Raw genomic sequence first — 23,577 nt, 5'->3', positions numbered from 1 at the left:
ATGAGAACAATGAAACTCATCCTTACTCCCCTGGCACTGGCCATGGCCCTCTCCGGCTGCATGTCGCTGGCGCCGAAGTACGAGCGGCCACAAGCGCCGGTGGCCCCGGCCTTCCCCGAGCTGCCGCGGGCCGGCGGCACGGCCTTGCCGGTGGCAACGCCGGAGGCCCCCGTCAATCTGGCGTGGCAGCGCTTCTTTGCGGACGCGCGCCTGCGCCAGCTGATCGAGCTGTCGCTGGCGAACAACCGCGGCCTGCGCGTGGCCATCCTGAACATCGAGCAGGCGCGCGCCCAGTACCGCATCACCCGCGCCGACCGCCTGCCGACGGTGTCGGCAATCGTCAGCGGCAACCGCCAGACCACAGGCGAGGACCAGCCGATCTCGAGCATCTACCAGGCGGGCTTCGGCGTCTCGGCCTTCGAGCTGGACCTGTTCGGCCGCGTGCGCAACCTGTCGCAGGCGGCGCTGGCGCAATTCCTCGCTACCGAGGAAGCGCGCCGCACCACGCAGATCAGCCTTGTCGCCTCGGTTGCCAACACCTACCTGACGCTGCTGGCCGACGACGAGCTGCTGGCCCTCACCCAGCAGACGCTGAAAACCCGCGAAGAGTCCGACCGCCTGACCCGCCTGCGTTTCGAGAACGGCGTCGTGTCGAAACTCGAACTGCAGCAATCGCTCTCGCTGGTGGAGGGGGCGCGCGCCGAACTGGCGCGCTTCCAGCGCCAGCGCGCCCAGGACGCCAACCTGCTGACCCTGCTGGTAGGCCAGTCGATTCCGGAGAACCTGCCGGCCGGCGCAACCTTGGCGACGACCGAGCTGCCCGAGCTGCCGGCGGGCCTGCCGTCCGACCTGCTCACCATCCGTCCGGACATCCGCGCGGCAGAGCAGCAGCTGATCGCGGCCAACGCCAACATCGGTGCGGCGCGCGCGAACTACTTCCCGCGCATCTCGCTCACCGGCTCGGTCGGTAGCGCCAGCACGGAGTTGTCCGGCCTGTTCAAGAGCGGCTCCTTCGGCTGGACCTTCGCGCCGCAGGCGGTGCTGCCGCTGTTCGACCTGGGCCGCGTCAGTGCCGGCGTCGATGCAGCCAGGGCCGGCCGCGACATCGCGGTGGCCCAGTACGAGCAGTCGATCCAGACCGCGTTCCGCGAAGTGGCGGACGCACTGGCCGGCCAGGCCACCTTCAGCGAGCAGCTGCGCGCCCAGCGCGCCGTCGCCCTGGCCGAGCAGGACCGCTTCAACCTGTCCGAGCTGCGCTACAAGAGCGGCGCGTCCAGCTACCTCGACCTGCTCGACGCCCAGCGTTCGCTGTTCCTGGCGCAGCAGCTGGCGGTGCAGGCGAATTTGCAGCGCTTGCAAAACCAGGTCACGCTGTATCGCGTGCTCGGTGGTGGCTGGAGCGAGGGCGCTTCGCCGTCGCAAGCGGCGCGCTGATTCGCCGCCGCGCGCTCGCCAGGGCGCCCGGGGCGGCCTGAACTGGCCCCCAAAAGTTGAGCACAACTTTTGGGGGCCTTTCATCGCCTGCGTAAATGAGTATGATTTGCATCTGCATTCAGGTTTTGGTACCCTCAAGTTTTAATCAACGCCAGGACCATCGTGAGCCCCAAGAAACTTGTAGCCCTTGCCTTCGCCTCGCTGCTGGCCTTGCCCGCCGTCGGCCAGGACAAAGTACTGAACCTGTACTCCGCGCGCCATTACCAGACCGATGAAGCGCTGTACTCGAATTTCACAAAACAGACCGGCATCAAGATCAACCGTATCGAGGCCGGCGAAAATGAGCTGCTCGAGCGCCTGCGCAACGAGGGCGCCAACAGCCCGGCGGACGTGTTCCTGACCGTCGACGCTGCCCGGCTGGGCAAGGCCGAGGAACTGGGCTTGTTCGCCCCGGTGAAATCGGCGCTGTTGACGCAGCGTATTCCGGCGCACTTACGCACCGATACCTGGTTTTCCTTCTCGCAGCGCGCGCGTGTCATCGTGGCCAACAAGTCGCGCGTGAACGCCGCTGCCGTGCAGAGCTATGAGGATCTTGCTGGCCCTAATTTCAAGGGACAGGTGTGCGTGCGCTCCGGCGCCCATCCGTACAACCTGTCGCTGGGCGCAGCAATGCTCGCACACCACGGCGAACAAACGACGCAGGCCTGGGCCAAGGGCCTGGTAGAGAATTTCGCACGCGCGCCGAAAGGCGGCGATACCGACCAGATCAAGGCGGTGGCTGCGGGCGAATGCGGGGTCGCGCTTGCAAATTCGTACTATGTGGCGCGCCTGCTGCGGTCGGAGAAACCGGAAGACAAAAAGATCATGGAAAACGTCACGGTGATCTGGCCGAACCAGAAAACCACTGGCGCCCATATCAACATTTCGGGCGGAGGCATGCTCAGGAACGCGCCAAACAAGGATGCCGCAGTCAAGTTCCTGGAATACCTGGTATCCGATCAGGCGCAGGTGTATTTTGCTGACGGCAACAATGAGTGGCCCGTGGTCGCCGGCGTCAAGACCATTAATCCCGGGCTGGGGGCAATGGGCAAGTTCAAGGCCGACACCGTCAAGGTAGGCACCCTCGCGGCAAAACAGGCCGAGGTCCAGAAGATTTACGACCGCGCCGGCTGGCGCTGAGACGCTGCTATCAAAAACGTGCGCAGCTGAAACCGGGCGTGCAATGCCGTCCGGCCGAGGCTGGACGGCATTGCGTCGTTTTGAGGGCGCCGCTCAACGCCCATGGCGGCTGCGTGCGATCTCGCGGGTAAGAAACATCAGGGGCAGCACCCCGACGGCGACAATCGCCAGCGCTGCCGTGGAGGCCTCCGTCAGGCGTTCGTCCGAAGCGAGCACATAGGCCTGGGTGGCCAGGGTATCGAAATTGAAGGGCCGCATGACCAAGGTTGCCGGCAATTCCTTCATGACTTCTACGAAGACCAGCAGGCCGGCGGTCAGCAGGCTGCCCCGTAACATGGGGATGTGGACGCGCCACAGCGTCGCCGGCGCGCCGTGTCCGAGCGAGCGTGCAGCGTCATCCATCGACGTGGTGATCTTGCCCAGGCCCGCCTCCACAGCATGCAGCGAAACGGCCAGGAAGCGCACCAGATAGGCATACACCAGCGCGGCAATGCCCCCGGTCAGCAGCAGGCCGGGGTTACGGCCCGTCAGGTTCGTCATGGCCGCGGCCAGCCAGGTATCGAGCTGCGTCACCGGCAGCAGCACGCCAACGGAAATGACCGTGCCCGAGAGCGCATAGCCAAGTCCGGCCAGCCGGTTGACGTGGCGGTGCAGGCTGCCGCGCGCCATGCGTGCGGCATAGGCCAGCAGGACGGCGATCGCCACGGCCAGGACTGCCGTCAATGCCGCCAGCACAAAGCTGTTGCGGGCAAGCACGAGGAAGCGTTCCCCAAACTGCGCGTCGCCGCTGGTCAGTGCCATGTGCAGCAAGACCGCCGCGGGCACGAGAAAGCCGGCACCGAGCGGAATGCCGCAGAACACGACCGCGCCGGCGGCGCGCAGTCCCGTCAGCCGGTCGCCCGGATGGAGGGCCCGGCGCTGGCCGGCGACCTCGAAACGGGCGCGTCCGCGGCTGAGGTGCTCCACCAGCAGCAGCAGGGCCACGAAGCCCAGCAATGCCGCAGCCAGCTGCGCCGCCGCCTCGCGGTCGCCAAGTGAGAACCAGGCGCGGTAGATGCCTGTCGTGAAGGTCTGCACGCCGAAATACGACACGGCGCCGTAGTCGGCCAAAGTTTCCATCAAAGCCAGCGCGGCGCCGGCGGCGATCGCGGGGCGCGCCAGCGGCACGGCGATCGTGAAGAAGCGCCGCCATGGTCCCAGTCCCAACGAGCGCCCCACATCGAGCATGCTGCCGGCCCGCTCCAGGAACGCCGAGCGTGCCAGCAGGTACACGTACGGATACAGCACGAACGTGAAGATCACGGCCGCACCGCCAAGGGTTCGTATATCGGGAAACCAGTAGCTGCCCGGAGCCAGGGCGAAGGTGGCGCGCAGCCAGGACTGCACCGGCCCGACGAACTGAAGCAGGTCGGTATACGTGTACGCCATTACGTAGGTCGGCACCGCCAGCGGCAGCACCAGCGCCCACTCGAAATGGCGCCGCCCGGGGAAGTCGTGCATGGTGACGAGCCACGCGGCACCCGTGCCGATGACGACCGTAGCGGCGCCCACGACTGCGCACAGGTAAATGGTGCTGGCAATATAGGACCCGAGCACGGTGTCGGCCAGGTGTATCCAGGTATCGCCGGCCGCGCCGGGAAGCAAAGACGCCGCGACAGTCAGCAAGGGGACCGCAATCAACGCCGCGATGACCAGTGCCGCAGCTTGCAGGGTGTTGAACGCCGATTTCGCCACGATAACCTAAGGAAATAAAGAATTATAATGGGTCCTTTGCCCGATCGGACCAGCATGGCGCTTCTCGAACTCCAGCAGCTTTCCCACGCCTACGGCAACCATACTGTCGTGAACGGCTTATCGCTCGACCTGGCGCCAGGAACGATCGGCTGCCTGCTCGGGCCTTCCGGCTGCGGCAAGACCACTGTACTTCGCTGCATCGCGGGATTCGAGCGCCCCGATGCCGGTGTGATCCGGGTCGGCGGCGAAGTGGTCAGCGCGCCGTCCGGCCATGTCGCGCCCGAGCGGCGGCGCATTGGCATGGTGTTCCAGAATTACTCGCTGTTTCCGCATTTGAGCGTGGCCGCCAACATCGCCTTTGGCTTGCGGGCCCTGCCGTCCGCTGCCCGCAAGGAGCGTGTGGAGGCGCTGCTGGACCTGGTGGGCCTGCCCCACCACGCAAACAAGTATCCGCACGAGCTGTCGGGCGGCCAGCAGCAGCGCGTGGCGCTGGCGCGTGCCCTCGGGCCGCGGCCGCGCTTGCTGCTCCTCGACGAGCCGTTCTCCAGCCTCGACGTGGACCTGCGCGAGCGCCTCGCGGCCGAGGTGGGTGCCATCTTGCGCGCCGAGGGCACCACTGCGGTCCTGGTAACGCATGACCAGCACGAAGCGTTTGCGATGGCCGACCAGGTGGGGGTCATGCACCAGGGCCGGATCCAGCAGTGGGACACCCCCTACAACCTCTATCACCGCCCGGCGAACCGTTTCGTCGCGGACTTCGTCGGCCAGGGCGCATTCGTTCCTGGCCGCGTCCTGCCTGCGGGCGCGATAGGAATCGAACTGGGCGAATTGCGCAACACTGCGGCAACTGATCCTACCCCGTGGCGCAGCGGCGATTCCGTCACCGTCCTGCTGCGCCCGGACGACATCGTGCATGATGACGCCAGCCCCGTGACGGCCGAGGTGGTTGCCAAGGCCTTCCGCGGCGCCGAATTTCTCTATACGCTCAGGCTCGCCAGCGGACAGGAAGTGCTGTCGCTGGTGCCAAGCCACCATGACCATGCGCTTGGTGAGCGCATCGGGATTCGGCTGGACGTCGATCACGTGGTCGCTTTTTCCTGCTAGCGCAGGGCGCGTCGGGCACATTGACGCCCGCCACTCCCTGCGCCGGTTGTGTTCGCGACAATGCTCAGAAGCTGGCGAACAGCGACAGTTTCACGCTGCGCGGCGCGCCCGGCGTGATGTTGTTGTCGTTGTGGGCAGATGCCCAGTACTTCTTGTCAAACAGATTTTCCACGTTCAGCTGCAGCCGGTACTGCTTGCTGAAACGGTAGTAAACGGCGCCATCGAAGCGGGTAAACGCGGGCAGCGTCACCGTGTTCGAGGTCGACGTGTACAGGCTGTCGCGATAGACCACGCCCAAGGCCGAACCCAGCTGCTCGCTGAAGTCGTAGCGGTTCCACAGTGAGAACGTGTGCTTCGGCACCATGGCCAGCCTGGCGCCGGAGCGCACGGTCGCCGACTGGTCGGCCGTCAACACGGCGTCCTGGTAGGCATAGCCCCCCATGACGCTGAGCGCCTTCGTCAGCCGGCCGGACAATTCCAGTTCGACACCCCTGCTGCGCTGGCCATCGACAAGGATGCTGGTGCCGGCGACCGCGCCCGGCACGACGACGTTGGTACGGTCGAGCTGATACAGCGCGGCGCTGGCCGCCAGCAGGGGGGTCACATCCCACTTCATGCCGACTTCGGCATTGTCGAATTTCTCAGGATCGAAAGCGCGGTTGCTCGGGGTGAGCGAGGTGAGCTGATCGCCGGCGCGCGGCACGTAGGCGCGGCTGAAGCTGGCGTAAAGCGACATAACATCGACCGGCTTGTAAATCAGGCCGAAACGTGGGGAGACCGGCGTGTCGACGACCTTGAACCGTGCACCGGTGGTGGCCAGGCGGTTGTTGAAATCCACGCTGAAGCGGTCGTAGCGCAAGCCTGCCACAGCCTGCCACTGGGGCGAAAACACGATCTGGTCCTGCACATATACCGATGCAACGTTGGCCGCACTTTCATTGCTGGTAGTCGCCGCCGGGAAGCCCACCGCGCCGGTGTAGGTCGGACTGCCGACGGACACGCTCGGGCTGCCCGCAAACACACCGGCGCGACGCATGTTATCGGTTTCCTGGCGCCCCACCTCGATGCCACCGGCAAGCTTGTGCGTTATGCTGCCGGTCGCGAGCGCGTAGGTCAGGTCGGTCTGGTTGAACAGGTTGGTGCGCTCGGTCGCATCGTGATAAGCGCCCACGGCGAGACGGCCGGTAGCGGCGTTGACGGCGCCATTGGCATAGACGTTCTGGTAGAACTTGTCATAGTTGGCAAGCCGGGTCCGGTTGCGCAGCACGAGGCCGTTGCCGGCATCATGCTCGACATAGGCCGAAACAGCGTTCACGCGCACGCCCGTCGGACTCAGCTCGGCGTTACCAAAGAAGGTCGACTCGCCGGCAGCGTACGGGTGTCCATTCAGCGATGGCACGCCGCGGTCGGCGATGCGGTCGTCACGGAAGTGCTCGTAGCCAAGGCTGACGCGGGTGTTCTTGCCGGCGCGCAGCGTCATTGTCGGATTGATGCCTTTTCGCTCGAGCGTAACGCCATCGCGATAGCTGTCCGATCGCTCGGCCATGGCGTTCACGCGCAGCGCCAGGTCCGCACTTGTTGTCCCACCGACATCGACCGCGGCTCGCTTGTGGCCAAACGAGCCTGCGCTGAACGTGGCATCGAACAACGGCGTCCGGCCCGGCTGCTTGCTGACGCGATTGATCACGCCACCCGAACCGCCACGGCCGAAGATCATTGCATTGGCGCCCTTGATGGCCTCGATGCTGTCGATATTGTAAAAGTCGCGGTAGTACTGCACGTCGTCACGCATGCCATCGATGAAAAAATCGCCGGTCGAGCTGTTGCCGCGAAATACGGCCGTGTCGCGATTCCCTTCCCCCTGCGCTGTGACAATCCCTGGCATATAGCGGATCGCGTCGGCGATGCTCTGCATGGCCTGGTCATTCATCAATTGGCGCGTAATCACCGTCACCGATTGCGGGGTATCGCGCAGCAGCGTATCGGTCTTCATCGCGCTAAGAGAAAATTTTTCAACATAGCCATTGTTGGCAGCGCCAAGTACTTCAACGACAGCCATTGGACTTGCTTGATTCTCCTGTGCCATCGCTGCGCTGCCCAGGAGTGAACTTGCCACGGCAAGCGCGACGGGAGTTGGCCGGAAAATTGTCAAAGAAAAAATCATATGCGATGAGAACGAGAATGAGAATAATTCGCAATAATATTACCAGATGTGCTTGTTTGCAAGTTAGATTTTGCAACACGCATTGACGGGCACGTGCAAGCGGTGGACGAACCCGTGGCGCTGGTATGGCACGCGCCGGGGAACACCGTGCGTGCTGCGCGGCTGAACTCCGCTGGAACAAACCGGTCTATCAGGGGGGGTCCTCATCCACGCCGCCGAAAGACTGCCATGCGAAGCTTTTTTCACTCACACTGGAAATTGATCCTTGCGCTCATTCTGCTCCTCCTGGTGGCGGCGCTGGCCGTGCGTCCGGATCCCGCCGCTGCCGCCAGCAGCCTGGCCGGGCGCCTGCACCGGCATGTCAACGCGATCGCGTCGAGCGAACATAATATGAGGCCGCCCGCCACGCTCGAACAAGCGGCCTCGCATATAGAAACGGAACTAGGCCGCGCCGGCTACCGGATCACGCGCCAGGCATACCTGACGCGCGGGCAGCGCGTGCGCAATATCGAAGCCCTACTCAGCAGTGCCGCACCCGACAAGCGCCCGGAGCGTATATTCATCGTCGGCGCTCATTACCATGCGGCGTACGGGTCACTCGGCGCCAACGACAATGGCAGTGGCACGGCGGCTGTGCTGGAACTTGCGCGCATGCTGAGCACCATGCAGCCCGCCGCCGGCACCGAGGTGCGCTTCGTCTTCTTCGTGAACGAAGAACCGCCCGGGCCAAGGGGCGGAAAATGGCCGGAGGGACGCTATCCGGGTACGGGCAATTTCATCGCCTTTGTCGGCACGCTGGAGTCCTCGGCACTGGTGCGCGAGGCGCTGGCGGCGTTCCGGGCCGCGCCGGAAATTCCGGCGCATGGGCTGGCGGCGCCGGCGCATACCACCGGCGTCACGCTGGCCGACCACAGCGCGGATAACCGGCAGGGCTATCCGGCCCTGATGGTCACGGATACGGCCTTCATGCGCTATCCCTACCATCACACCGCCGAGGATACGGCCGACAAGCTCGACTACGAAAGCCTGGCGCGAGTGGTGACGGGGCTGGCGAAGACGATTGCCGGGCTGGCGGGGGCGGCGAAGGGGTAGGATCAGGGGTAGCTCGCGTGCGCTTGCTGCAGGGGTTCCGGGGTGCGGTACGTTTATACGCGTGGACTCGGGAGTCCACGCGTTACAGCAGCGCCGCATCAACGAAGATCGTGTCTACCCGGCGCCCGCCGCGCTTTATTTCCCTTCAGCGAGGAACATCTCCTGCAGATCATTGAGAAAGCGTTGGCCAAGTTCCGTCGGACGGATCAGCTTGAAGTCGCGGTACAGCAGAGCCTTTGCTTCGGCGGCGTCGAGCGCTTTGCTGATCGCCGTGATGCTCATGCCGGTCCGCTCGCCGAACAAATTCGGATCGAAGCCGGCCGTCAGGCGCAGCGTGTTGAGCATGAACTCGAAGCCCATGTCGGCGCGCGCGATCTCGTGCTCTTCCTGAACCGGGTTGCCGCGCTTCGCCGCCTCCATGAAGGAGGCCGGCTGCTTGAAGCGCGCCTGGCGCAGGATGCGGTGCGGGAACGAGATCTTCGAATGGGCGCCTGCGCCGATGCCGAGGTAGTCGCCGAAATTCCAGTAATTGAGGTTGTGGTTCGCACGCTTTCCCGGCTGCGCATAGGCCGAGACTTCGTAGTGCTCGTAGCCGGCGGCCTGCATCCTCTCCGCGATCATGTCCTGCATGTCGGCGCTGGCGTCGTCGTCCGGCAGCGCGGGCGGGTACTTCGCAAACACCGTGTTCGGCTCCATCGTCAGGTGGTAGAGCGACAGATGCGGCGGCGCGAACGACAGCGCCGTTTTCAAATCCGACTCGGCCTGCGCCAGCGTTTGCGAGGGCAGCGCGTACATCAGGTCGAGGTTGAAGTTCTCAAAAGTAGAGTGTGCGATCTCGACCGCGCGCAGGGCTTCGCGCTCGTCGTGGATGCGGCCCAGCGATTTCAGGTGCTCGGCGTTGAAGCTCTGGATGCCGATCGAGAGACGGTTCACGCCGCTGTCGCGGTAGTGACGGAACTTCTCGATCTCGAAGGTGCCGGGGTTGGCTTCCATCGTGATCTCGGCATTGATTTCCAGCGGCAGCAGCGTGCGCACGTCCGACAGCAATCGATCCAGCCCGGCGGCCGACATCAGGCTGGGCGTGCCGCCGCCGATAAAGACGGTGTGGATCTTGCGGCCCCAGATCAGGGGCAGCGACTGCTCGAGGTCGAGGCGCACGGCGTCGAGGTATTCCTGTTCCGGCAGTTCGCCCTTCGCTTCGTGCGAATTGAAGTCGCAATACGGGCATTTGCGCACGCACCACGGGAAGTGGATGTAGAGCGAGAGCGGCGGCAAGGCAGTCAGATTGAGGGCGCCCGGCTGCAGGTATTGCAGCGCGGCCTGGGCCGGCGAACGGGCTTCGCCCACTTGCGCGCCCGCGACTTTAATCGGGATCATCGCAGTTTCTCGACCAGCGCGCGCAGGGCCTGGCCACGGTGCGAGCGCGCGTTCTTCTCATCGGGCGTGAGTTCGGCCGTGGTCTTGCCGAGTGCGGGAATCAGGAAGTACGGGTCGTAGCCGAAGCCGTTCTCGCCGCGCGGCGTGGCGATGATTTCGCCATCCCAGCGGCCGTCGGCAATCACCGGCTGCGGGTCGTCGGCGTGGCGCACGTAGACCAGCACGCAGTAGTAATAGGCCGACTTGTCTTCTTTGTCGGCCAGGTCGGCCACCAGCTTCTCGTTGTTGCGCGCGTCCGATTTCGGCTCGCCCGCGAAGCGCGCCGAGTACACGCCCGGCGCGCCGCCGAGCGCATTCACGCACACGCCGGAGTCGTCGGCCAGCGCCGGCAGGCCGGTCAGGCGTGCGGCGTGGCGCGCCTTTTCCAGCGCATTTTCCACAAAAGTGGCGTGCGGCTCCTCCGCTTCCGGGACGTCGAATTCGCCTTGCGGATGCAGGGTGAAGCCGATGGGGCCGAGGATTTGCTGGAATTCCTTGAGCTTGCCGGCGTTGTTGGAGGCGAGGATGAGGCGTTGGGTCATGGTGGGAGCGATGCGGAGGGAACAGAAGCGGGTATTTTACCCCTTCGCCGCGACCGCGGTCGTCGCACATCATGGATCAGACGATGCCGAGCGCGCCTTTCTGCAGGCGCACCAGCTCCGCAATCCCGCCCTGCGCCAGATCCAGCAAACGATTCATGCCCGCGCGGTCAAACGCCGCGCCTTCGGCCGTTCCCTGCACTTCAATGAAATGCCCCGCTTCGGTCATGACCACGTTCATGTCGGTATCGCAGCCCGAATCCTCGACATAGTCGAGATCCAGCACCGGCATGCCCTGATACACGCCCACCGAGATCGCGGCCAAGAAATGCTTCACCGGCACAGCCGGCAGCAGCCCGCGCGCCACCAGCGCGTTGAAGGCGTCGTAGGCGGCGACCATGGCGCCGGTGATCGCCGCGGTGCGGGTGCCGCCGTCGGCCTGGATCACGTCGCAGTCCAGGTGCAGGGTACGCTCGCCGAAGGCCTCGAGGTCGAAGGCGGCGCGCAGCGAGCGGCCGATCAGGCGCTGGATTTCCTGGGTGCGGCCGGACTGCTTGCCGCGCGCGGCTTCGCGGTCCATGCGCGTGTGGGTCGAGCGCGGCAGCATGCCGTATTCGGCCGTCAGCCAGCCCTGCCCCTTGCCCTTCAAAAAGCCGGGCACCTTCTCTTCGATGCTGGCGGTGCAGATCACCTTGGTGTCGCCGCATTCGATCAACACCGACCCCTCGGCATGCTTGGTGTACTGGCGGGTGATGCGGATGCTGCGCAGCTGGTCGACGGCGCGGCCGCTCGGGCGGGTTGTAAAGGACATGGGGGACTTTCGTTATTTGAGTAATTGGGACGACTTCTCGATCGCCTGGTTGATTTCGGCAATCGCCTTTTCGATCTCGTCTTCGTCGAAAGGATCGGCATTCGGGTCGATGGCGGCATCGACGTTACTGATCGTGCTGCTGACCTGGTCCTCCGGCAGCATCTGGGTCGAGATCACGTTCGGGCCGGCGCCGCCGGCGTTATCCGCGCCCTGCCAGCTGATGGCCAGCGCGGTCGTGTTGTCGGCGCGCGGGCCGCCGATGTTGACTGCCATCGACACCAGCTCGGGTACGGCCTGCACCACGGTGCCGGTGGCGAGCTTTTGCACGATCTCGGCATCCGGCACCATCGACCACAGGCCGTCGGAACACAGCAGCAGCACGTCGCCCGGCTCCAGGCCGGCCTGGCGCGAGAGCTCGACGCGCGGCGTGGTGCCGGCGCCGATGCAGTTATACAGCTTGTTGCGGTCGGGGTGGCTTGCGCGATCGGCGGGACTGGCCAGGCCCTTGGCGATCAGGTATTCGAGGTGCGAGTGGTCGCGCGTCTGCGCCAGCACGCCGTTGCCGCGCACCCAATACAGGCGCGAGTCGCCGCAGTGGGCCCAGACCGCGCAGTTGTGCTGCACCAGGCAGGCGACGACCGTCGTGCGCGGGCTTTCCGGCAGCTTGTGGCGCGCGGTGTAGGCGAGGATGTCGCGGTGCGCCTGCTGGAAGGCTTCCTCGAGGAAGCGCTCCGGCTTCTTGATATAGGGCCGGGCCTGCATCTGGAACATCATCGACAAAGTTTGCATCGCGATGGTCGCGGCGATCTCGCCATGCTGGTGGCCGCCCATGCCGTCGGCCAGCACCAGCAGCAGCGCGTCGCGCGTGAAGCAGTAGCCCATGCGGTCCTGGTTGACCTTGCGCCCGCCGATATGGCTTTGCTGGTAGACGGAAAACTGCATTCTGGCTCCTGGTTGCCTTGATAGGCGTAATTGAATGACTGGCTAGCGGCGCTTGAGGGCGCGCTTGACCAGGCCGCGCAGGCCGCCGGCAGGCGCGGCCGCTTCTTGCGGTGCGGCGGCGCTCGGCATGGCGGGCGCTGCCTGCAGCACCTTCTGTACCGCGAACACGCTCTGCGGGCGCGCCATCGGATCGAGCGCGAGGCAGGCGCGCACCACCGCTACCAGCTCGGGCGAGTAGAGGAGCGCGAGCTGATCGAACTGCGCACCCAGCTTGTCGTCGAGTTTGCGTGCATCGGCCGCCTGCGGCGGCGCGCTCGTCATGCAGGCGAACATGGCCGCGCCGAGGCTGTAGATATCGGACCAGGGACCGAGCGCCAGGCCCTTGGCGTACAGGTCGGGCGGCGCGAAGCCGGGCGTATACATGGGCGCGAGCATCGGCGCGTCCACCCCGACCGCCTGGCGCGCGGCGCCGAAGTCGAGCAGGATGGGCGAGCCGTCGCTGCGCAGGTAGATGTTGGCCGGCTTTAAATCCAGGTGCAGCAGCTTGTTCGCATGGGTTTCGCGCAGGCCGCGGCAGACGCCGTCGAAGGTCTTGCGGATGAAGCTTTCGCCGAGGCGCTCGCCTTTTCCCCTGGTGCGGGCGATGTGTTCCTGCAGCGACTGGCCCGATTCGTAGGCCATCACCATGTACACCGTGTCGTTGGCGCGGAAGAAGTTCACGATGCGCACCACGTTCGGATGGTTGATGCGCGCCAGTGCCCGCCCCTCTTCGAAAAAGCACTTCAGGCCGATCCGGAACAGGGGCTGGTTGGGCCTCGCGATGACGGGTGCGAGTTCGCCGGGCTGGCGCAATGCCAGCGCGCTGGGCAGGTATTCCTTGATGGCGACGGCATTGCCCTCGCCATCATATGCAAGATAGACAATACTGAACCCGCCAGACGCGATTTTCTTTACAATGCGATATCCGGCAATCTCCAGCCCTTCCGGCAAGGGTGCGTTATTTTGTGCGGCCATACTGAAGAGTTCCTTGCATAACACGGCGATTGTGTGGATAAATGTCGGTCTTGTAAAGAATAAAGAGCGTCGACCAAAAGTTCCAGGGCAAGGCGCATTCGTCGAAGACAGTACTTTAGTACGGCGAGACGAATGCAACGCCGCCATGGGGCTTTTGGTAGGCGCTCTAAAAACCGGGGACAGAATTGAGCATTTCAAGCATGACAGGTTATGCGGTCGCCACCAGCGAAGGCGCTGCCGGCACCCTCACGATCGAAATCAAGAGCGTCAATTCGCGCTTCCTCGATCTTCAGTTCCGCATTAACGACGAGCTGCGCGCGCTGGAACCGGACCTGCGCGCCGCCATCATGGCCGCCATCACGCGTGGCAAGGTCGAAGCGCGCCTGTCCTTCGGCCGCAAGGTCGCCGGCGGCGCCCAGGCGCTGAATGCGGAATTGCTGGCCGACCTGGCGCGCCTGCAGGCCGAGGTCACGCAGCACTTCACGCAAGCGCAGCCGATGACGGTGGCCGAACTGCTGCGCTGGCCCGGCGTGGTCGAGGAAGCGCACATCGGCCAGGAGTCGCTCCAGGCCGATGTTGCCGCCCTCACCGCGAAAACGATCGCCGCCTTCGTCGACAGCCGTCGCCGCGAAGGCGCGGCCCTGGAAACGATGCTGCAGTCGCGCATCGATTCGATGGAAGCGATCGTCAAGCGCATCACCCCGCTCATTCCCCAGGTGATTTCGCAATTCCAGCAAAAGGCGGTCGAGCGCATGCAGGACGCGCTGGGCCTGGCCGGCCACGGCAACCCGTCGACGCTGACGCGCCAGGAAGTATTCGAGCGGATTCGCCAGGAAGTCACTTTGTATGGCATCCGGATCGACGTTTCCGAAGAATTGTCGCGCCTGTCCGCGCACCTGAACGAGACGCGCCACATCCTGAAAAAAGGCGGCCAGGTCGGCAAGCGCCTCGACTTCATGATGCAGGAGCTGAACCGCGAAGCCAATACGCTGGGCGCCAAGGCCTCGGTGAAGGAGCTGGCGGATGCGTCGATGGAACTCAAACTCCTGATCGAGCAGATGCGGGAGCAGGTGCAGAACCTGGAGTAATCACAATTTGAATGGCGGCGTGGTTTGCACGCGCCGCTTGAACGCGTGGGCGGGGGACCCGCCCACCCTACGGGTATATCGGTGAAATTACTGGCATACACGTAGGGTGGGCGGGTTTCCCGCCCACGCGTTCAGCACTATGATGAACAATCGCGACATGAATTCGCAGAAACAAAGGACCACCCCATGATCACCACCGCTTTCTCCGGCAGCCTGTTCGTCGTCGCCGCACCTTCCGGCGCCGGCAAATCGACCCTGGTCAACGCGCTGCTGGCGCAGGAGCCGGGCATCCAGCTGTCGATCTCGACCACCACGCGAGCGCCGCGTCCGGGCGAGCAGGATGGCCGCGAATACCATTTCACGAGCGCCGAGGATTTCGTCGCCCGCGCCGAGCGTGGCGAGTTCCTGGAATGGGCTGAAGTGCACGGCAATTACTACGGCACCAGCCGCCTGACCGTGGAAGACAAGATGAAGACCGGCACCGATATCCTGCTGGAAATCGACTGGCAAGGCGCGCGCCAGGTGAAGAAGCAATTCCCCGATGCGTCCGGCATTTTCATCCTGCCGCCGTCGATCGAGGCGCTCGAGCAACGCCTGCACAAGCGCGGCACCGACGAACCGCACATCATCACGCGCCGTTTACTGGCTGCCGGGGGTGAGATCGCTCACGCTCCCGAGTTCGAATATGCTATCATCAACGAAGAGTTCAATGTCGCCCTGTCCGAGCTGCGGGCGATTGTCCAGGCGACACGTTGCCGCTTCGCCCAACAGGCAGCCCGCAACGCCTCGCTGTTTGCCCAGCTGGGAATCCACGCGCACCAACCAACGTAATCCTTCGCGTCGTTGACGCGTCGTCGTTATATTGTCTATCCAGGAGCTACAAATGGCCCGTATCACCATCGAAGATTGCCTCAAAAACATCCCTAACCGCTTCCAGCTGACCCTGGCTGCGACCTACCGCGCGCGCCAGCTGCTGCAGGGTCACACCCCGAAAGTCGAAGCCAAGGACAAGCCGACCGTCGTCGCCCTGCGCGAAATCGCCGCCGGTAAAGTCGGCGTCGAAATGCTGAAAAAAGTGCCAATGTAATAGCCCCGGTGCGCCTGACTGTGTCGACCCTCACTTCTGTTATTCTGTCACTACACCGCTGATCGACATAACATGAACCTGCTTCCCCCGGACTCGACTCATTCAGGCAATACCACCACCCGGGCCAAACGCCCGGGCAAGCCGCAAGAAGTCCCTGAGCCCAACGCCATCGGTGTCGCCTCGGTCACCTACCTGATCGACAAGCTCTCGGACTACCTCACCCCCGCCGAACTCAAGAAGGTCAAGGAAGCCTACCGCTTCTCTGACGAGATGCATCTGGGCCAGGTCCGCAAGTCGGGCGAGCCGTATATCTCCCATCCGATCGCCGTCGCCGAAATCTGTGCCGAGTGGAAGCTCGATGCCCAGGCCATCATGGCCGCGCTGCTGCATGACGTGATCGAAGACCAGGACGTCAAGAAGGAAGAGCTGATCGAACGCTTCGGCGCGCCGGTCGCCACCTTAGTGGACGGCCTGTCCAAGCTGGAAAAGATCGAGTTCCAGAGCCTGGTCGAGGCGCAGGCGGAAAACTTCCGCAAGATGCTGCTGGCCATGGCGTCGGACGTGCGCGTTATCCTGATCAAGCTGGCCGACCGCCTGCACAACATGCGCACGCTGGGCGTGATGGCGCCGGCCAAGAAGCGCCGCATCGCGGGCGAGACGATGGAAGTCTACGTGCCGATCGCGCACCGCCTCGGCCTGAACAACATCTACCGCGAGCTGCAGGACCTCGCCTTCTCGCACCTGTACCCGCTGCGCTACCGCACGCTGTCAAAAGCGGTGAAGGCGGCGCGCGGCAACCGGCGCGAAGTGGTCAAGAAGATCCTGGAAGCGGTCAAGCACACGCTCTCGATCGGCGGCATCCACGCCGAAGTCTACGGCCGCGAAAAGACGCTGTTTGGCATCTATAAAAAGATGCGTAACAAGCACCTGTCGTTCTCGCAGGTGCTCGACGTGTATGGCTTCCGCATCGTGGTCGACACGGTGCCGAACTGTTACGTCACGCTGGGCACCCTGCACGGCCTGTACAAGCCGATGCCGGGCAAGTTCAAGGATTACATCGCGATCCGCAAACTGAACGGCTACCAGTCGCTGCACACGACCCTGATCGGTCCTTACGGCACCCCGGTCGAATTCCAGATCCGCACCCAGGACATGCACCGTACCGCCGAATCCGGCGTGGCCGCGCACTGGCTGTACAAGACGGGCGACCAGAACATGTCGGACCTGCAGCAGCGTACCCACGCCTGGCTGCAGTCGCTGCTCGACATCCAGCAGCAGACCGGCGACTCGGCCGAATTCCTCGAACACGTCAAGGTCGACCTGTTCCCGGACTCGGTCTATGTGTTCACGCCGAAGTCGAAGATCATCGCCCTGCCGCGCGGCGCCACGGCGCTCGATTTCGCCTACTCGATCCACACCGGCATCGGCGACCACACGGTGGCGGTCAAGATCAACAACGAAACCCAGCACCTGCGCACCGAGCTGCACAACGGCGACATCGTCGAGATCGTGACCGACGCCGAATCGCGCCCGAGCCCGGTCTGGCTCAGCTATGTGCGCACCGGCAAGGCACGCTCGGCGATCCGCCATCACCTGCGCACGATCAACGTCAACGAGTCGGTGGAACTGGGCCAGGAATTGCTGGGCCAGGCGCTCGCCGCGCGCAATATCGAGCCGGCGCTGTCGTCGACCACGATCGAGCGCCTGCTCAATGAATCGTCGGCCAAGTCGATGGACGAGCTGTACGCCGACATCGGCATCGGCAAGCGCATGCCGGCGCTGGTCGCGCGCCACATCTTCGGCCTGATCGAAGGCGAGTCGGCCACCGTGCCGTCGTCGAACATGCCGCTGGCGGGCGACATCGATCCGGTGACGATCTACGGCAGCGAAGGCGTCTCGGTGCAACTGGCGCCCTGCTGCCTGCCGATCCCCGGCGACCAGATCACGGGCCAGCTGCGCCGCGACCAGGGCCTGGTCGTGCACACCTGCGACTGCCTGCCTGCAAAACGCCTGCGTGTGAAAGAGCCGGACCGCTGGATCGCCGTGCAATGGGGCGAGGAGCTGAACCGCCGCTTCGACTGCCGCATCCGCCTGTTGATCAACAACGAAAAAGGCATTCTCGCGCGCGTGGCGGCCGAGATCGGCGAGTCCGACGGCAACATCACCTATGTCGGCATGGACGAGGACGACGAGAACATGATGACGCAGCTGCGCTTCACGATCCAGGTGAAGGACAGGGTGCACCTGGCGCACTTGATCCGCAACTTGCGGCGCGTGGCGGGCGTGAACCGGGTCGAGCGCGAGCGGGCCTGACTTGCAGCCGGGGGGGGCGAACAGCCCCCCCTTTTGAACTGCTACCTCGTATCGGCTCGACCGCAGGCGCCATAAGACCTATGCGCGGTTAGCGGCGCTGGACAACTTCAACGCTTACCTCGTTCGACTCGTAGCCCGACCATTCGACCTTCACGCGATAGCGGGCAGGCTGCAAGGGCAGCGCTACGTAGGACGCCACATCGACGTTAAGGTAGCTACCAAACGCTTGATTTTCGTAGATGGCGGGATCAATCGGAGCCGAGCGCGGCGGAGGAATTGTCGGGTTTGGATCTCGATCCACGATTGCGCCCCGATACGTTTTTCCAGAGATATCGTCGGTAACGACCAACATCATTCGCCCAGGATGTTGCATCACTTTGACAAGGTCCAGGCAATATATCCCGCACAAGGGAATGCGCAGCACCGATCGTAGTGCGTCCTTGCCAGGCAAGACAACCTGCGAAGGGGCGCGCACCTTCAGCCCACGCCAGCCAAAACCAGGATCTGGCGGCGAGCAAGCATTCTGCTCTTCCGTGTCAAACGGTACCTGGTCGAATGCTTTGTCATCTGTCATCATTTTGTCCACCATTAAGCTGCGCAAGGTCGTCGGGTGCTGGACAGGCGACGAGGTTTGTTGGGATAGAGGGTAATTGCTTGCGTGTGCAGGCAAATACAGAACGCAAACAGCGGCGGCGAATAAGGGGGCCAGGGAGCGCATCAGAATGATCGCTACGGACGCTGAACAACAGCGATGATTACCTCGTTCGACTCATAGCCATGCCACTCGACCTTTACGCGATAACGCGCGGCCTGCAGCGGCAGCGACACATACGACGCTACATCGAAGTTGAAGTAGCTGCCGAAGTCCTGATCTTCATAGTCAGCGGGATTAAGGGGGGGCGACGGTGGGGGCGGGACTCTCGGGTGCGGGTCTCGATCGACGATCGGACCACGGTACGTTATTCCAGTTGCAATGTCGGTAACGATCAGCATTAGCGGCCAGGGATGCCGTATTGCCTTTGCGACGTTCATAGTATAAATCCCGCACAAAGGCATGATGAGCGCCGAGTGGGAAGCGCCTTTGTCGGGTATAAAAACTTGCGAAGGGGCGCGCACTTTGACTCCAAGCCAATCGATTCCTGGGTCTGCCGGGGAGCAGGCCGTCTGCTTATTCGTGTCAAATGGCACGTTCTCGAACATTTTGTCGTCGGTCATAATTTTGTTTAGCGTTGAACTGGACGGGGTGGCCGGATGAGCGACCGACGAATCGGGTTGTTGGGATAGAGCGTTGCCGCTGACGATTACCGGTAGGCTCAAGACGCAAACGGCAGTCGCGAGTAATTGAGACCAAGAGCACATTAAAACGGGTCCCAGCCGTCGCTCAAATCGACTTTCGAAACAGCCGGCGCGCAATTGACGCAGAAGTCGCTAAGTTCATTGGCTGCACCATACATTACGCACTTGGAACCGCTTAGGTCGGCATCGGAGTCATAACGGGTCTGAGTCGCAGGAAGGCCATAAAAGCAATGGTTTCCACGGTGTCCTTTCGCATCGTCGTACAGACTAACAATTTTGTCAGGCAGCTTCCCGCGACCATCTGCCACCATGCCCATTTTGTGCCCTAATTCGTGGACGATCACTTCGTTCTGCATTTTAGTGTCAACGGTCGACCACCATGCTTTTGTGCAAACGCAAATCAGGTTCCCGCCAGGGAATGAAATTCCGCCTCGCATCCTGTCGACAATATTTACGACGAGCTCGATAGTGCCAATCGCATGCGGCAGCGCGCTTACGTCAATTTGCACGACTTGAGCCCCGTGAGGAGAGGCAGCACTGCTTGACACTGGAGTGCATTTCTCGGGCGGGATGCTGATTGCATCGGCGGGCGCCCCCCCATTTTTAATAAATCTGGCTGACACGAGCCAGCTTTCCCCTGGCACGAGGCCCTGCCACAAATAATAAGACTCCGGAATTTCGGAGCCCCTCCCCTTTTTAAGGATAGCAATTAGCACTGGTGAGCTTCCCGGCCCGACCGCAACTGACAACTTTGGAACGAGCAGATTTGTTTTCTTTACTGCTAAGTGCCCGGTGTACGCAATCGCTATCACATGAGGCTGCTTTCCGACAGCTAACGACGTGGAATAGGCTCTCTTAGCATCGGCCATAAATGTGTCAACATCGTTCTGCTGTCCGATGTTGGGCATGAAAGCCATCTCGACCGCGGGCAACTTCAGCAGTTTGATGTGGTGCTTTGCGTACACCTGTTCCGCTAGCGCCAGATTGGCCGCACATGAAGTAAGCGAACGCATCTTTAGCTCTACGTAGTAGATCAACCGGTGCACTTCCAGATTCCCGGTCGATACCGTTACGCCGCTTGCGTCGGTAGCGCGAAATACATATCTATCCTTGCCCGCAGCGCCCACGAAGAAATCTTCGAGCGGCAAGGCCAGGCTTCCATCGCTTCCAGTTGTGTAAGACTTTTGTTCTTTCTGATAGGTGAAGCGATCATTCCGCGCCAACTCTCCTGCACTGTACCGAGCGTTGCCCTCAAGCGGTTCGCACTTGACCATGAATGGATAAGTGCCAGGCTTATTGAAGAGCACCTTTAGTCGGATTTGATCGCCAGCGCGGTAGACATTTGGAACGATTTTTCCGTCCACAAAGCTCTCCGACTCGCTCAGGTTGACGAACTGCTTGACGCTGTTTGCTTCGGTACCGTCGCTATTGAGGAAGACAATCCGGGCGATTCCCGCCGGCCCGACTTTTACCCTGATCTCCTTTCGAACCTTGTTCTCGACAGGGTTGGTACTGGCGTTTCCCGCATTCTTGAATTTTGTGGTGGCCATGGAAAAGAAACCTTTATAGGCGAGGAATCTCGATGTTTATCTCCTCAATTTCGGCCGAGGAAACGACGTGTGTCCGACCTTCCGCGTCCGTTATTCCAGCCTCGATTGATCCATCCGCTCGGACGATTCGGTAGGGATAGTTCGGTAGGGGCGAGCCTGTGTCCTCGTCCCGCAAAACGAAACCTTCGTCGAAAAGCTTCAATCGGCTGTCGGGTAGCCTTGTAACTGATGCCTCTTTACGAGCACCGGCGTCAAACAAATGCTTCCCGCCCTTGACTGAGAATTTCCCAGGGCATGCGAAAGTGATATTTTGTCCGTCGAGCGTGACCGCGCATTTCCCCGCCTGCAGCACGATCTTTTCCTTGGCGCTGATCTCGATGCTGTCGTTGACCGATATGACGGTAACGGCTTGGTCCGCTAGAATTTCCAGCTGATTGGTATGAGCCTGCAAAGATACCGGGCCATTCGCGGCGATGGCCTGGATACCCCCTGAATGGGCGAAGAAATTCGCAGCGCTGCCAGCGACTGACGATACGGTATGCGCTGCCGTCATGTGCAGATCCGATTGCATAGTCCAGTGCATCTGCTGTCCAGCGAAGATAACAGTCGATGCCGGCGTCGCCCAATTGATGCTGGCTGCCGAATCCATCAGCACGATCGACGATCCGAACTTCTCGACCGCTTGCCCGGCATCGAGGTCACGCGATCCGTTCTTCGCCTTGACAGCCTGCTGTCCGTTGATCGCACCCGTATACTTGCCCTTGGCCTTCGGATCGAGCTGTTCGATAAAATCGACCTGCGCTTTCGCAGCGTCCTTGCTGACCAGCGCCTGTTGCTGATTCGCAACTTCGCTCAGCGTGTTGCCCAGCGACTGTGCGCCCTTCAACAGCGATACCGCCTCAGCCGCATCCATCTGTGTGGATGTGACGCCGCTTCCCTGCCGCGCCCGCGTACTGGTCGACAGCAATACCCCTTCGCCTCCCCGCAGCACGGCCCATGCATCCGTGCGCAGCTCGAAGCCGCTGCCGCGATAGCCGCCGCGCTGGGCAGATGACGCGGCCTGCTGAATCAGGTACCCGAGGTTCAATTCGGTTGTCGCGCTGCTGCTCGCAAGACGCGTACGTAACTGGCCGTTCGTATCGTCGAGTTGCCACTGGTTGTAGCCGCTGCCGTCGAAGCTCGTCGTGTGGATGCCCGATAGCATGCCGGCATGGTTGACGCCGGAATCGACGCCAGCCGCAAACGGCGGCAAGTCGGCACCTGTGTAAAGCTGGGCGACAATCACAGGCCGGTCGATGTTGCCCTCAATGAAGTCGACCAGCACTTCGGTTCCGATGCGCGGCGTGAATTGCGTTCCCCAATTGGGACCGGCCAAGGCCTCGGCGACGCGAACCCAGGTTCCAGACCTCTCGTCACCTGGTGCGTTGCCTTGATGATCGGTATTGTGCTCAAGCCCGCCTGCGTTTGGTTCGCCACCACGCTGCCATGCGAACTGGACCTTCACCTGGTGGTCGCGTGTCGTTGTCACCACGGAGCCGGCCAAACCGACCACGAGCGCTGCCTGTGGTCCTTGGGCTGTACAGGGATAGGTGAGCGCCATTCTGTCGGGAACAATGGCGACCTCATCGCGGACACACGCGAATGTGTTCCGGTAAGTGCCGTTCTCGACTGTGTTGGCTGCGGCGCTGGCGATCCCGGTATCGAAGTTATTGCGCGCTTCGTGGCGCACCCAAAGTACGTTAAAGCTATTCCGCCCCTCCGGATACCTGTCGTGTTGGGTAAGTAGAAACGCGTGGCCTGGGCGCAGTCGCCGAACCGCGCCGGCACCCTGGAAGAACTTATTCTTCAACTCCAGCGCCTGCAGCATGAGTTCGCCCTGTCGGGCGGCCTCGGCGCTTCCCGTGTCGCCTTCACCGCTGCCGTCGTAAGTCTGGAGCACAGGCAGTTCGCCCGCATCCAGAATGGATTCCAGTTCAGCGCCCGGGGCAAGCAGTTGCGACGGGTTCCAACTGCTGATGGCTACTGCGTTGCCCGACACGCGTCTGCGCGCCGAGAACGCATCAATCGCGTCGTCAGTATCTGTCGCCCGCACTCCGTGGAAACGGATAGCTCGTCCATCGGGCATCGCGGGCGCCCTTGCCCTGCTGTCGAAAATGACCAGCCGATGCGTTGCATGCCCAAGACGGTCGCGATCGTCAAAGCCCACCTGGTCGTGCTCGAAACGCCAGTTCAGCCCTTCCGACGCTAGCAAGCGCCCGAAGAATTCAAAATCAGTTTCCCGGTATTGCGTACAGATCGGACGGATGAGCAACTCTTGCGTGATGTCGAAATCGAAGCGGACTTGCGGGTAATCGGCTAGAAGCTCGGTGACGATTTCGCGCACGTTCTTGCCTTGGAATATATAGCAATCCTGGCGAAGGGCGAGTAGCGACAAAGCAGGCTCCATCCGTAACCGGTAACGGGCTACCCCACCGTCTGCACCGGACCAGAATGCATGAGTACACATGCCGTGCCAGGCGCGCCGGCCACCAGCAGGCTGCAACAGGGTGACTGTGAGCTGTTCACCGATAAAGCTGGACAGATCGAGGTCCGTCGACACGCTCAGGGCGTCGATTTCGAAACTGAACAGCTCGTTGACCGCTTCACGCCCGGCAAACTGTTCCGCCACCAGCGACTCTGGAAGTCCACAGTTCTGGGACGTTACCAAGGTGATGAGCCTGCTCTGCTGACTCAGCCCAGCACCATACGGACGCGATGACGCAGACTCAGAGAAAGCTTTCGTCTGAACGACCGACTCATGGGCGTTTGTCATCT

Annotated in this window: 19 protein-coding genes; 8 read left to right on the top strand and 11 right to left on the bottom strand. The window is 62.6% G+C overall.

Annotated elements, in window-relative coordinates; translation table 11 throughout:
- Positions 1 to 9 precede the first annotated feature (9 nt).
- The gene (locus tag NMB41_RS06170; RefSeq protein WP_494381595.1) at positions 10 to 1,434 is read left to right on the top strand and encodes an efflux transporter outer membrane subunit; all 1,425 of its coding nucleotides are present in this window, start codon (positions 10 to 12) and stop codon (positions 1,432 to 1,434) included.
- A gap of 162 nt (positions 1,435 to 1,596) precedes the next feature.
- Positions 1,597 to 2,613 carry a Fe(3+) ABC transporter substrate-binding protein gene (locus NMB41_RS06165; RefSeq protein ID WP_494381594.1) on the top strand — a complete coding sequence of 339 codons (1,017 nt, stop codon included), beginning with the start codon at positions 1,597 to 1,599 and terminating at the stop codon, positions 2,611 to 2,613.
- A gap of 93 nt (positions 2,614 to 2,706) precedes the next feature.
- Here the strand turns inward: NMB41_RS06165 and NMB41_RS06160 are convergent, their stop codons facing one another.
- The gene (locus NMB41_RS06160) at positions 2,707 to 4,347 is read right to left on the bottom strand and encodes an ABC transporter permease (RefSeq protein ID WP_494381593.1); all 1,641 of its coding nucleotides are present in this window, start codon (positions 4,345 to 4,347) and stop codon (positions 2,707 to 2,709) included.
- A 54-nt stretch (positions 4,348 to 4,401) separates the two neighbouring features.
- On the opposite strand from NMB41_RS06160, the gene NMB41_RS06155 reads away from it, so the two are divergent.
- Positions 4,402 to 5,451 carry an ABC transporter ATP-binding protein gene (locus NMB41_RS06155; protein WP_494381592.1) on the top strand — a complete coding sequence of 350 codons (1,050 nt, stop codon included), beginning with the start codon at positions 4,402 to 4,404 and terminating at the stop codon, positions 5,449 to 5,451.
- 64 nt (positions 5,452 to 5,515) lie between these two features.
- Here the strand turns inward: NMB41_RS06155 and NMB41_RS06150 are convergent, their stop codons facing one another.
- Positions 5,516 to 7,537 carry a TonB-dependent receptor gene (locus NMB41_RS06150; protein ID WP_494381591.1) on the bottom strand — a complete coding sequence of 674 codons (2,022 nt, stop codon included), beginning with the start codon at positions 7,535 to 7,537 and terminating at the stop codon, positions 5,516 to 5,518.
- A gap of 336 nt (positions 7,538 to 7,873) precedes the next feature.
- Between NMB41_RS06150 and NMB41_RS06145 the strand changes: the two genes are divergently transcribed.
- Entirely contained in the window at positions 7,874 to 8,707 is an 834-nt protein-coding gene (locus tag NMB41_RS06145; protein WP_494381590.1) for a M28 family peptidase, read from the top strand.
- Between the two features lie 135 nt (positions 8,708 to 8,842).
- Here the strand turns inward: NMB41_RS06145 and hemW are convergent, their stop codons facing one another.
- The 5 genes from hemW to NMB41_RS06120 all read right to left on the bottom strand — a co-directional run bounded on the left by hemW (position 8,843) and on the right by NMB41_RS06120 (position 13,429).
- Positions 8,843 to 10,084, bottom strand: a complete 1,242-nt coding sequence (gene hemW, locus NMB41_RS06140) for a radical SAM family heme chaperone HemW (RefSeq protein WP_494381589.1) — start codon at positions 10,082 to 10,084, stop codon at positions 8,843 to 8,845.
- The gene (rdgB, locus tag NMB41_RS06135) at positions 10,081 to 10,665 is read right to left on the bottom strand and encodes an RdgB/HAM1 family non-canonical purine NTP pyrophosphatase (RefSeq protein ID WP_494381588.1); all 585 of its coding nucleotides are present in this window, start codon (positions 10,663 to 10,665) and stop codon (positions 10,081 to 10,083) included. Before rdgB ends, hemW begins: the two co-directional genes overlap by 4 nt.
- Before the next feature lie 76 nt (positions 10,666 to 10,741).
- Entirely contained in the window at positions 10,742 to 11,473 is a 732-nt protein-coding gene (gene rph / locus NMB41_RS06130; protein WP_494381587.1) for a ribonuclease PH, read from the bottom strand.
- 12 nt (positions 11,474 to 11,485) lie between these two features.
- The gene (locus tag NMB41_RS06125; RefSeq protein ID WP_494381586.1) at positions 11,486 to 12,415 is read right to left on the bottom strand and encodes a PP2C family protein-serine/threonine phosphatase; all 930 of its coding nucleotides are present in this window, start codon (positions 12,413 to 12,415) and stop codon (positions 11,486 to 11,488) included.
- A 42-nt stretch (positions 12,416 to 12,457) separates the two neighbouring features.
- The gene (locus NMB41_RS06120; protein WP_494381585.1) at positions 12,458 to 13,429 is read right to left on the bottom strand and encodes a serine/threonine-protein kinase; all 972 of its coding nucleotides are present in this window, start codon (positions 13,427 to 13,429) and stop codon (positions 12,458 to 12,460) included.
- 200 nt (positions 13,430 to 13,629) lie between these two features.
- Here NMB41_RS06120 and NMB41_RS06115 point away from each other — a divergent pair, with 200 nt between their 5' ends.
- The 4 genes from NMB41_RS06115 to NMB41_RS06100 all read left to right on the top strand — a co-directional run bounded on the left by NMB41_RS06115 (position 13,630) and on the right by NMB41_RS06100 (position 17,917).
- Positions 13,630 to 14,517 carry a YicC/YloC family endoribonuclease gene (locus NMB41_RS06115; protein WP_494381584.1) on the top strand — a complete coding sequence of 296 codons (888 nt, stop codon included), beginning with the start codon at positions 13,630 to 13,632 and terminating at the stop codon, positions 14,515 to 14,517.
- A gap of 186 nt (positions 14,518 to 14,703) precedes the next feature.
- Positions 14,704 to 15,348 (top strand): guanylate kinase, encoded by a 645-nt coding sequence (gene gmk, locus NMB41_RS06110; RefSeq protein WP_494381583.1) that lies wholly within the window; start codon positions 14,704 to 14,706, stop codon positions 15,346 to 15,348.
- 52 nt (positions 15,349 to 15,400) lie between these two features.
- Positions 15,401 to 15,604 (top strand): DNA-directed RNA polymerase subunit omega, encoded by a 204-nt coding sequence (gene rpoZ / locus NMB41_RS06105; protein ID WP_193688750.1) that lies wholly within the window; start codon positions 15,401 to 15,403, stop codon positions 15,602 to 15,604.
- 72 nt (positions 15,605 to 15,676) lie between these two features.
- Positions 15,677 to 17,917 carry a RelA/SpoT family protein gene (locus NMB41_RS06100; RefSeq protein WP_494381582.1) on the top strand — a complete coding sequence of 747 codons (2,241 nt, stop codon included), beginning with the start codon at positions 15,677 to 15,679 and terminating at the stop codon, positions 17,915 to 17,917.
- 88 nt (positions 17,918 to 18,005) lie between these two features.
- Here NMB41_RS06100 and NMB41_RS06095 read toward each other — a convergent pair whose 3' ends face one another.
- From NMB41_RS06095 to NMB41_RS06080, 4 genes are all read right to left on the bottom strand, one after another.
- Positions 18,006 to 18,494: a hypothetical protein gene (locus tag NMB41_RS06095; protein ID WP_494381581.1), complete on the bottom strand. Its 489-nt coding sequence runs from the start codon at positions 18,492 to 18,494 to the stop codon at positions 18,006 to 18,008.
- Between the two features lie 152 nt (positions 18,495 to 18,646).
- A complete protein-coding gene (locus NMB41_RS06090; protein ID WP_494381580.1) occupies positions 18,647 to 19,132 on the bottom strand; it encodes a hypothetical protein in 486 nt (161 codons plus the stop codon).
- 143 nt (positions 19,133 to 19,275) lie between these two features.
- Positions 19,276 to 20,763, bottom strand: coding sequence for a hypothetical protein (locus tag NMB41_RS06085; RefSeq protein WP_494381579.1), 1,488 nt, complete (start codon positions 20,761 to 20,763; stop codon positions 19,276 to 19,278).
- A gap of 13 nt (positions 20,764 to 20,776) precedes the next feature.
- On the bottom strand, positions 20,777 to 23,575 hold the full coding sequence (locus NMB41_RS06080; protein ID WP_494381578.1) for a type VI secretion system Vgr family protein: 2,799 nt from the start codon (positions 23,573 to 23,575) through the stop codon (positions 20,777 to 20,779).
- Positions 23,576 to 23,577: the final 2 nt, after the last annotated feature.

Source organism: Massilia sp. FBCC-B171, assembly GCF_059134155.1.
The sequence above is the reverse complement of the archived record's forward strand: the minus strand, read 5'-3'. Positions and strand labels throughout refer to the sequence as shown.

Bases quoted from the DNA above. Each gene is read 5' to 3' on its own strand.
- NMB41_RS06170 (WP_494381595.1), top strand. From the start codon at position 10: ATGAAACTCATCCTTACTCCCCTGGCACTGGCCATGGCCCTCTCCGGC.
- NMB41_RS06155 (WP_494381592.1), top strand. From the start codon at position 4,402: ATGGCGCTTCTCGAACTCCAGCAGCTTTCCCACGCCTACGGCAACCAT.
- NMB41_RS06150 (WP_494381591.1), bottom strand. From the start codon at position 7,537: ATGGCACAGGAGAATCAAGCAAGTCCAATGGCTGTCGTTGAAGTACTT.
- hemW (WP_494381589.1), bottom strand. From the start codon at position 10,084: ATGATCCCGATTAAAGTCGCGGGCGCGCAAGTGGGCGAAGCCCGTTCG.
- rdgB (WP_494381588.1), bottom strand. From the start codon at position 10,665: ATGACCCAACGCCTCATCCTCGCCTCCAACAACGCCGGCAAGCTCAAG.
- rph (WP_494381587.1), bottom strand. From the start codon at position 11,473: ATGTCCTTTACAACCCGCCCGAGCGGCCGCGCCGTCGACCAGCTGCGC.
- NMB41_RS06125 (WP_494381586.1), bottom strand. From the start codon at position 12,415: ATGCAGTTTTCCGTCTACCAGCAAAGCCATATCGGCGGGCGCAAGGTC.
- NMB41_RS06120 (WP_494381585.1), bottom strand. From the start codon at position 13,429: ATGGCCGCACAAAATAACGCACCCTTGCCGGAAGGGCTGGAGATTGCC.
- NMB41_RS06115 (WP_494381584.1), top strand. From the start codon at position 13,630: ATGACAGGTTATGCGGTCGCCACCAGCGAAGGCGCTGCCGGCACCCTC.
- gmk (WP_494381583.1), top strand. From the start codon at position 14,704: ATGATCACCACCGCTTTCTCCGGCAGCCTGTTCGTCGTCGCCGCACCT.
- rpoZ (WP_193688750.1), top strand. From the start codon at position 15,401: ATGGCCCGTATCACCATCGAAGATTGCCTCAAAAACATCCCTAACCGC.
- NMB41_RS06100 (WP_494381582.1), top strand. From the start codon at position 15,677: ATGAACCTGCTTCCCCCGGACTCGACTCATTCAGGCAATACCACCACC.
- NMB41_RS06095 (WP_494381581.1), bottom strand. From the start codon at position 18,494: ATGATGACAGATGACAAAGCATTCGACCAGGTACCGTTTGACACGGAA.
- NMB41_RS06090 (WP_494381580.1), bottom strand. From the start codon at position 19,132: ATGACCGACGACAAAATGTTCGAGAACGTGCCATTTGACACGAATAAG.
- NMB41_RS06085 (WP_494381579.1), bottom strand. From the start codon at position 20,763: ATGGCCACCACAAAATTCAAGAATGCGGGAAACGCCAGTACCAACCCT.
- NMB41_RS06080 (WP_494381578.1), bottom strand. From the start codon at position 23,575: ATGACAAACGCCCATGAGTCGGTCGTTCAGACGAAAGCTTTCTCTGAG.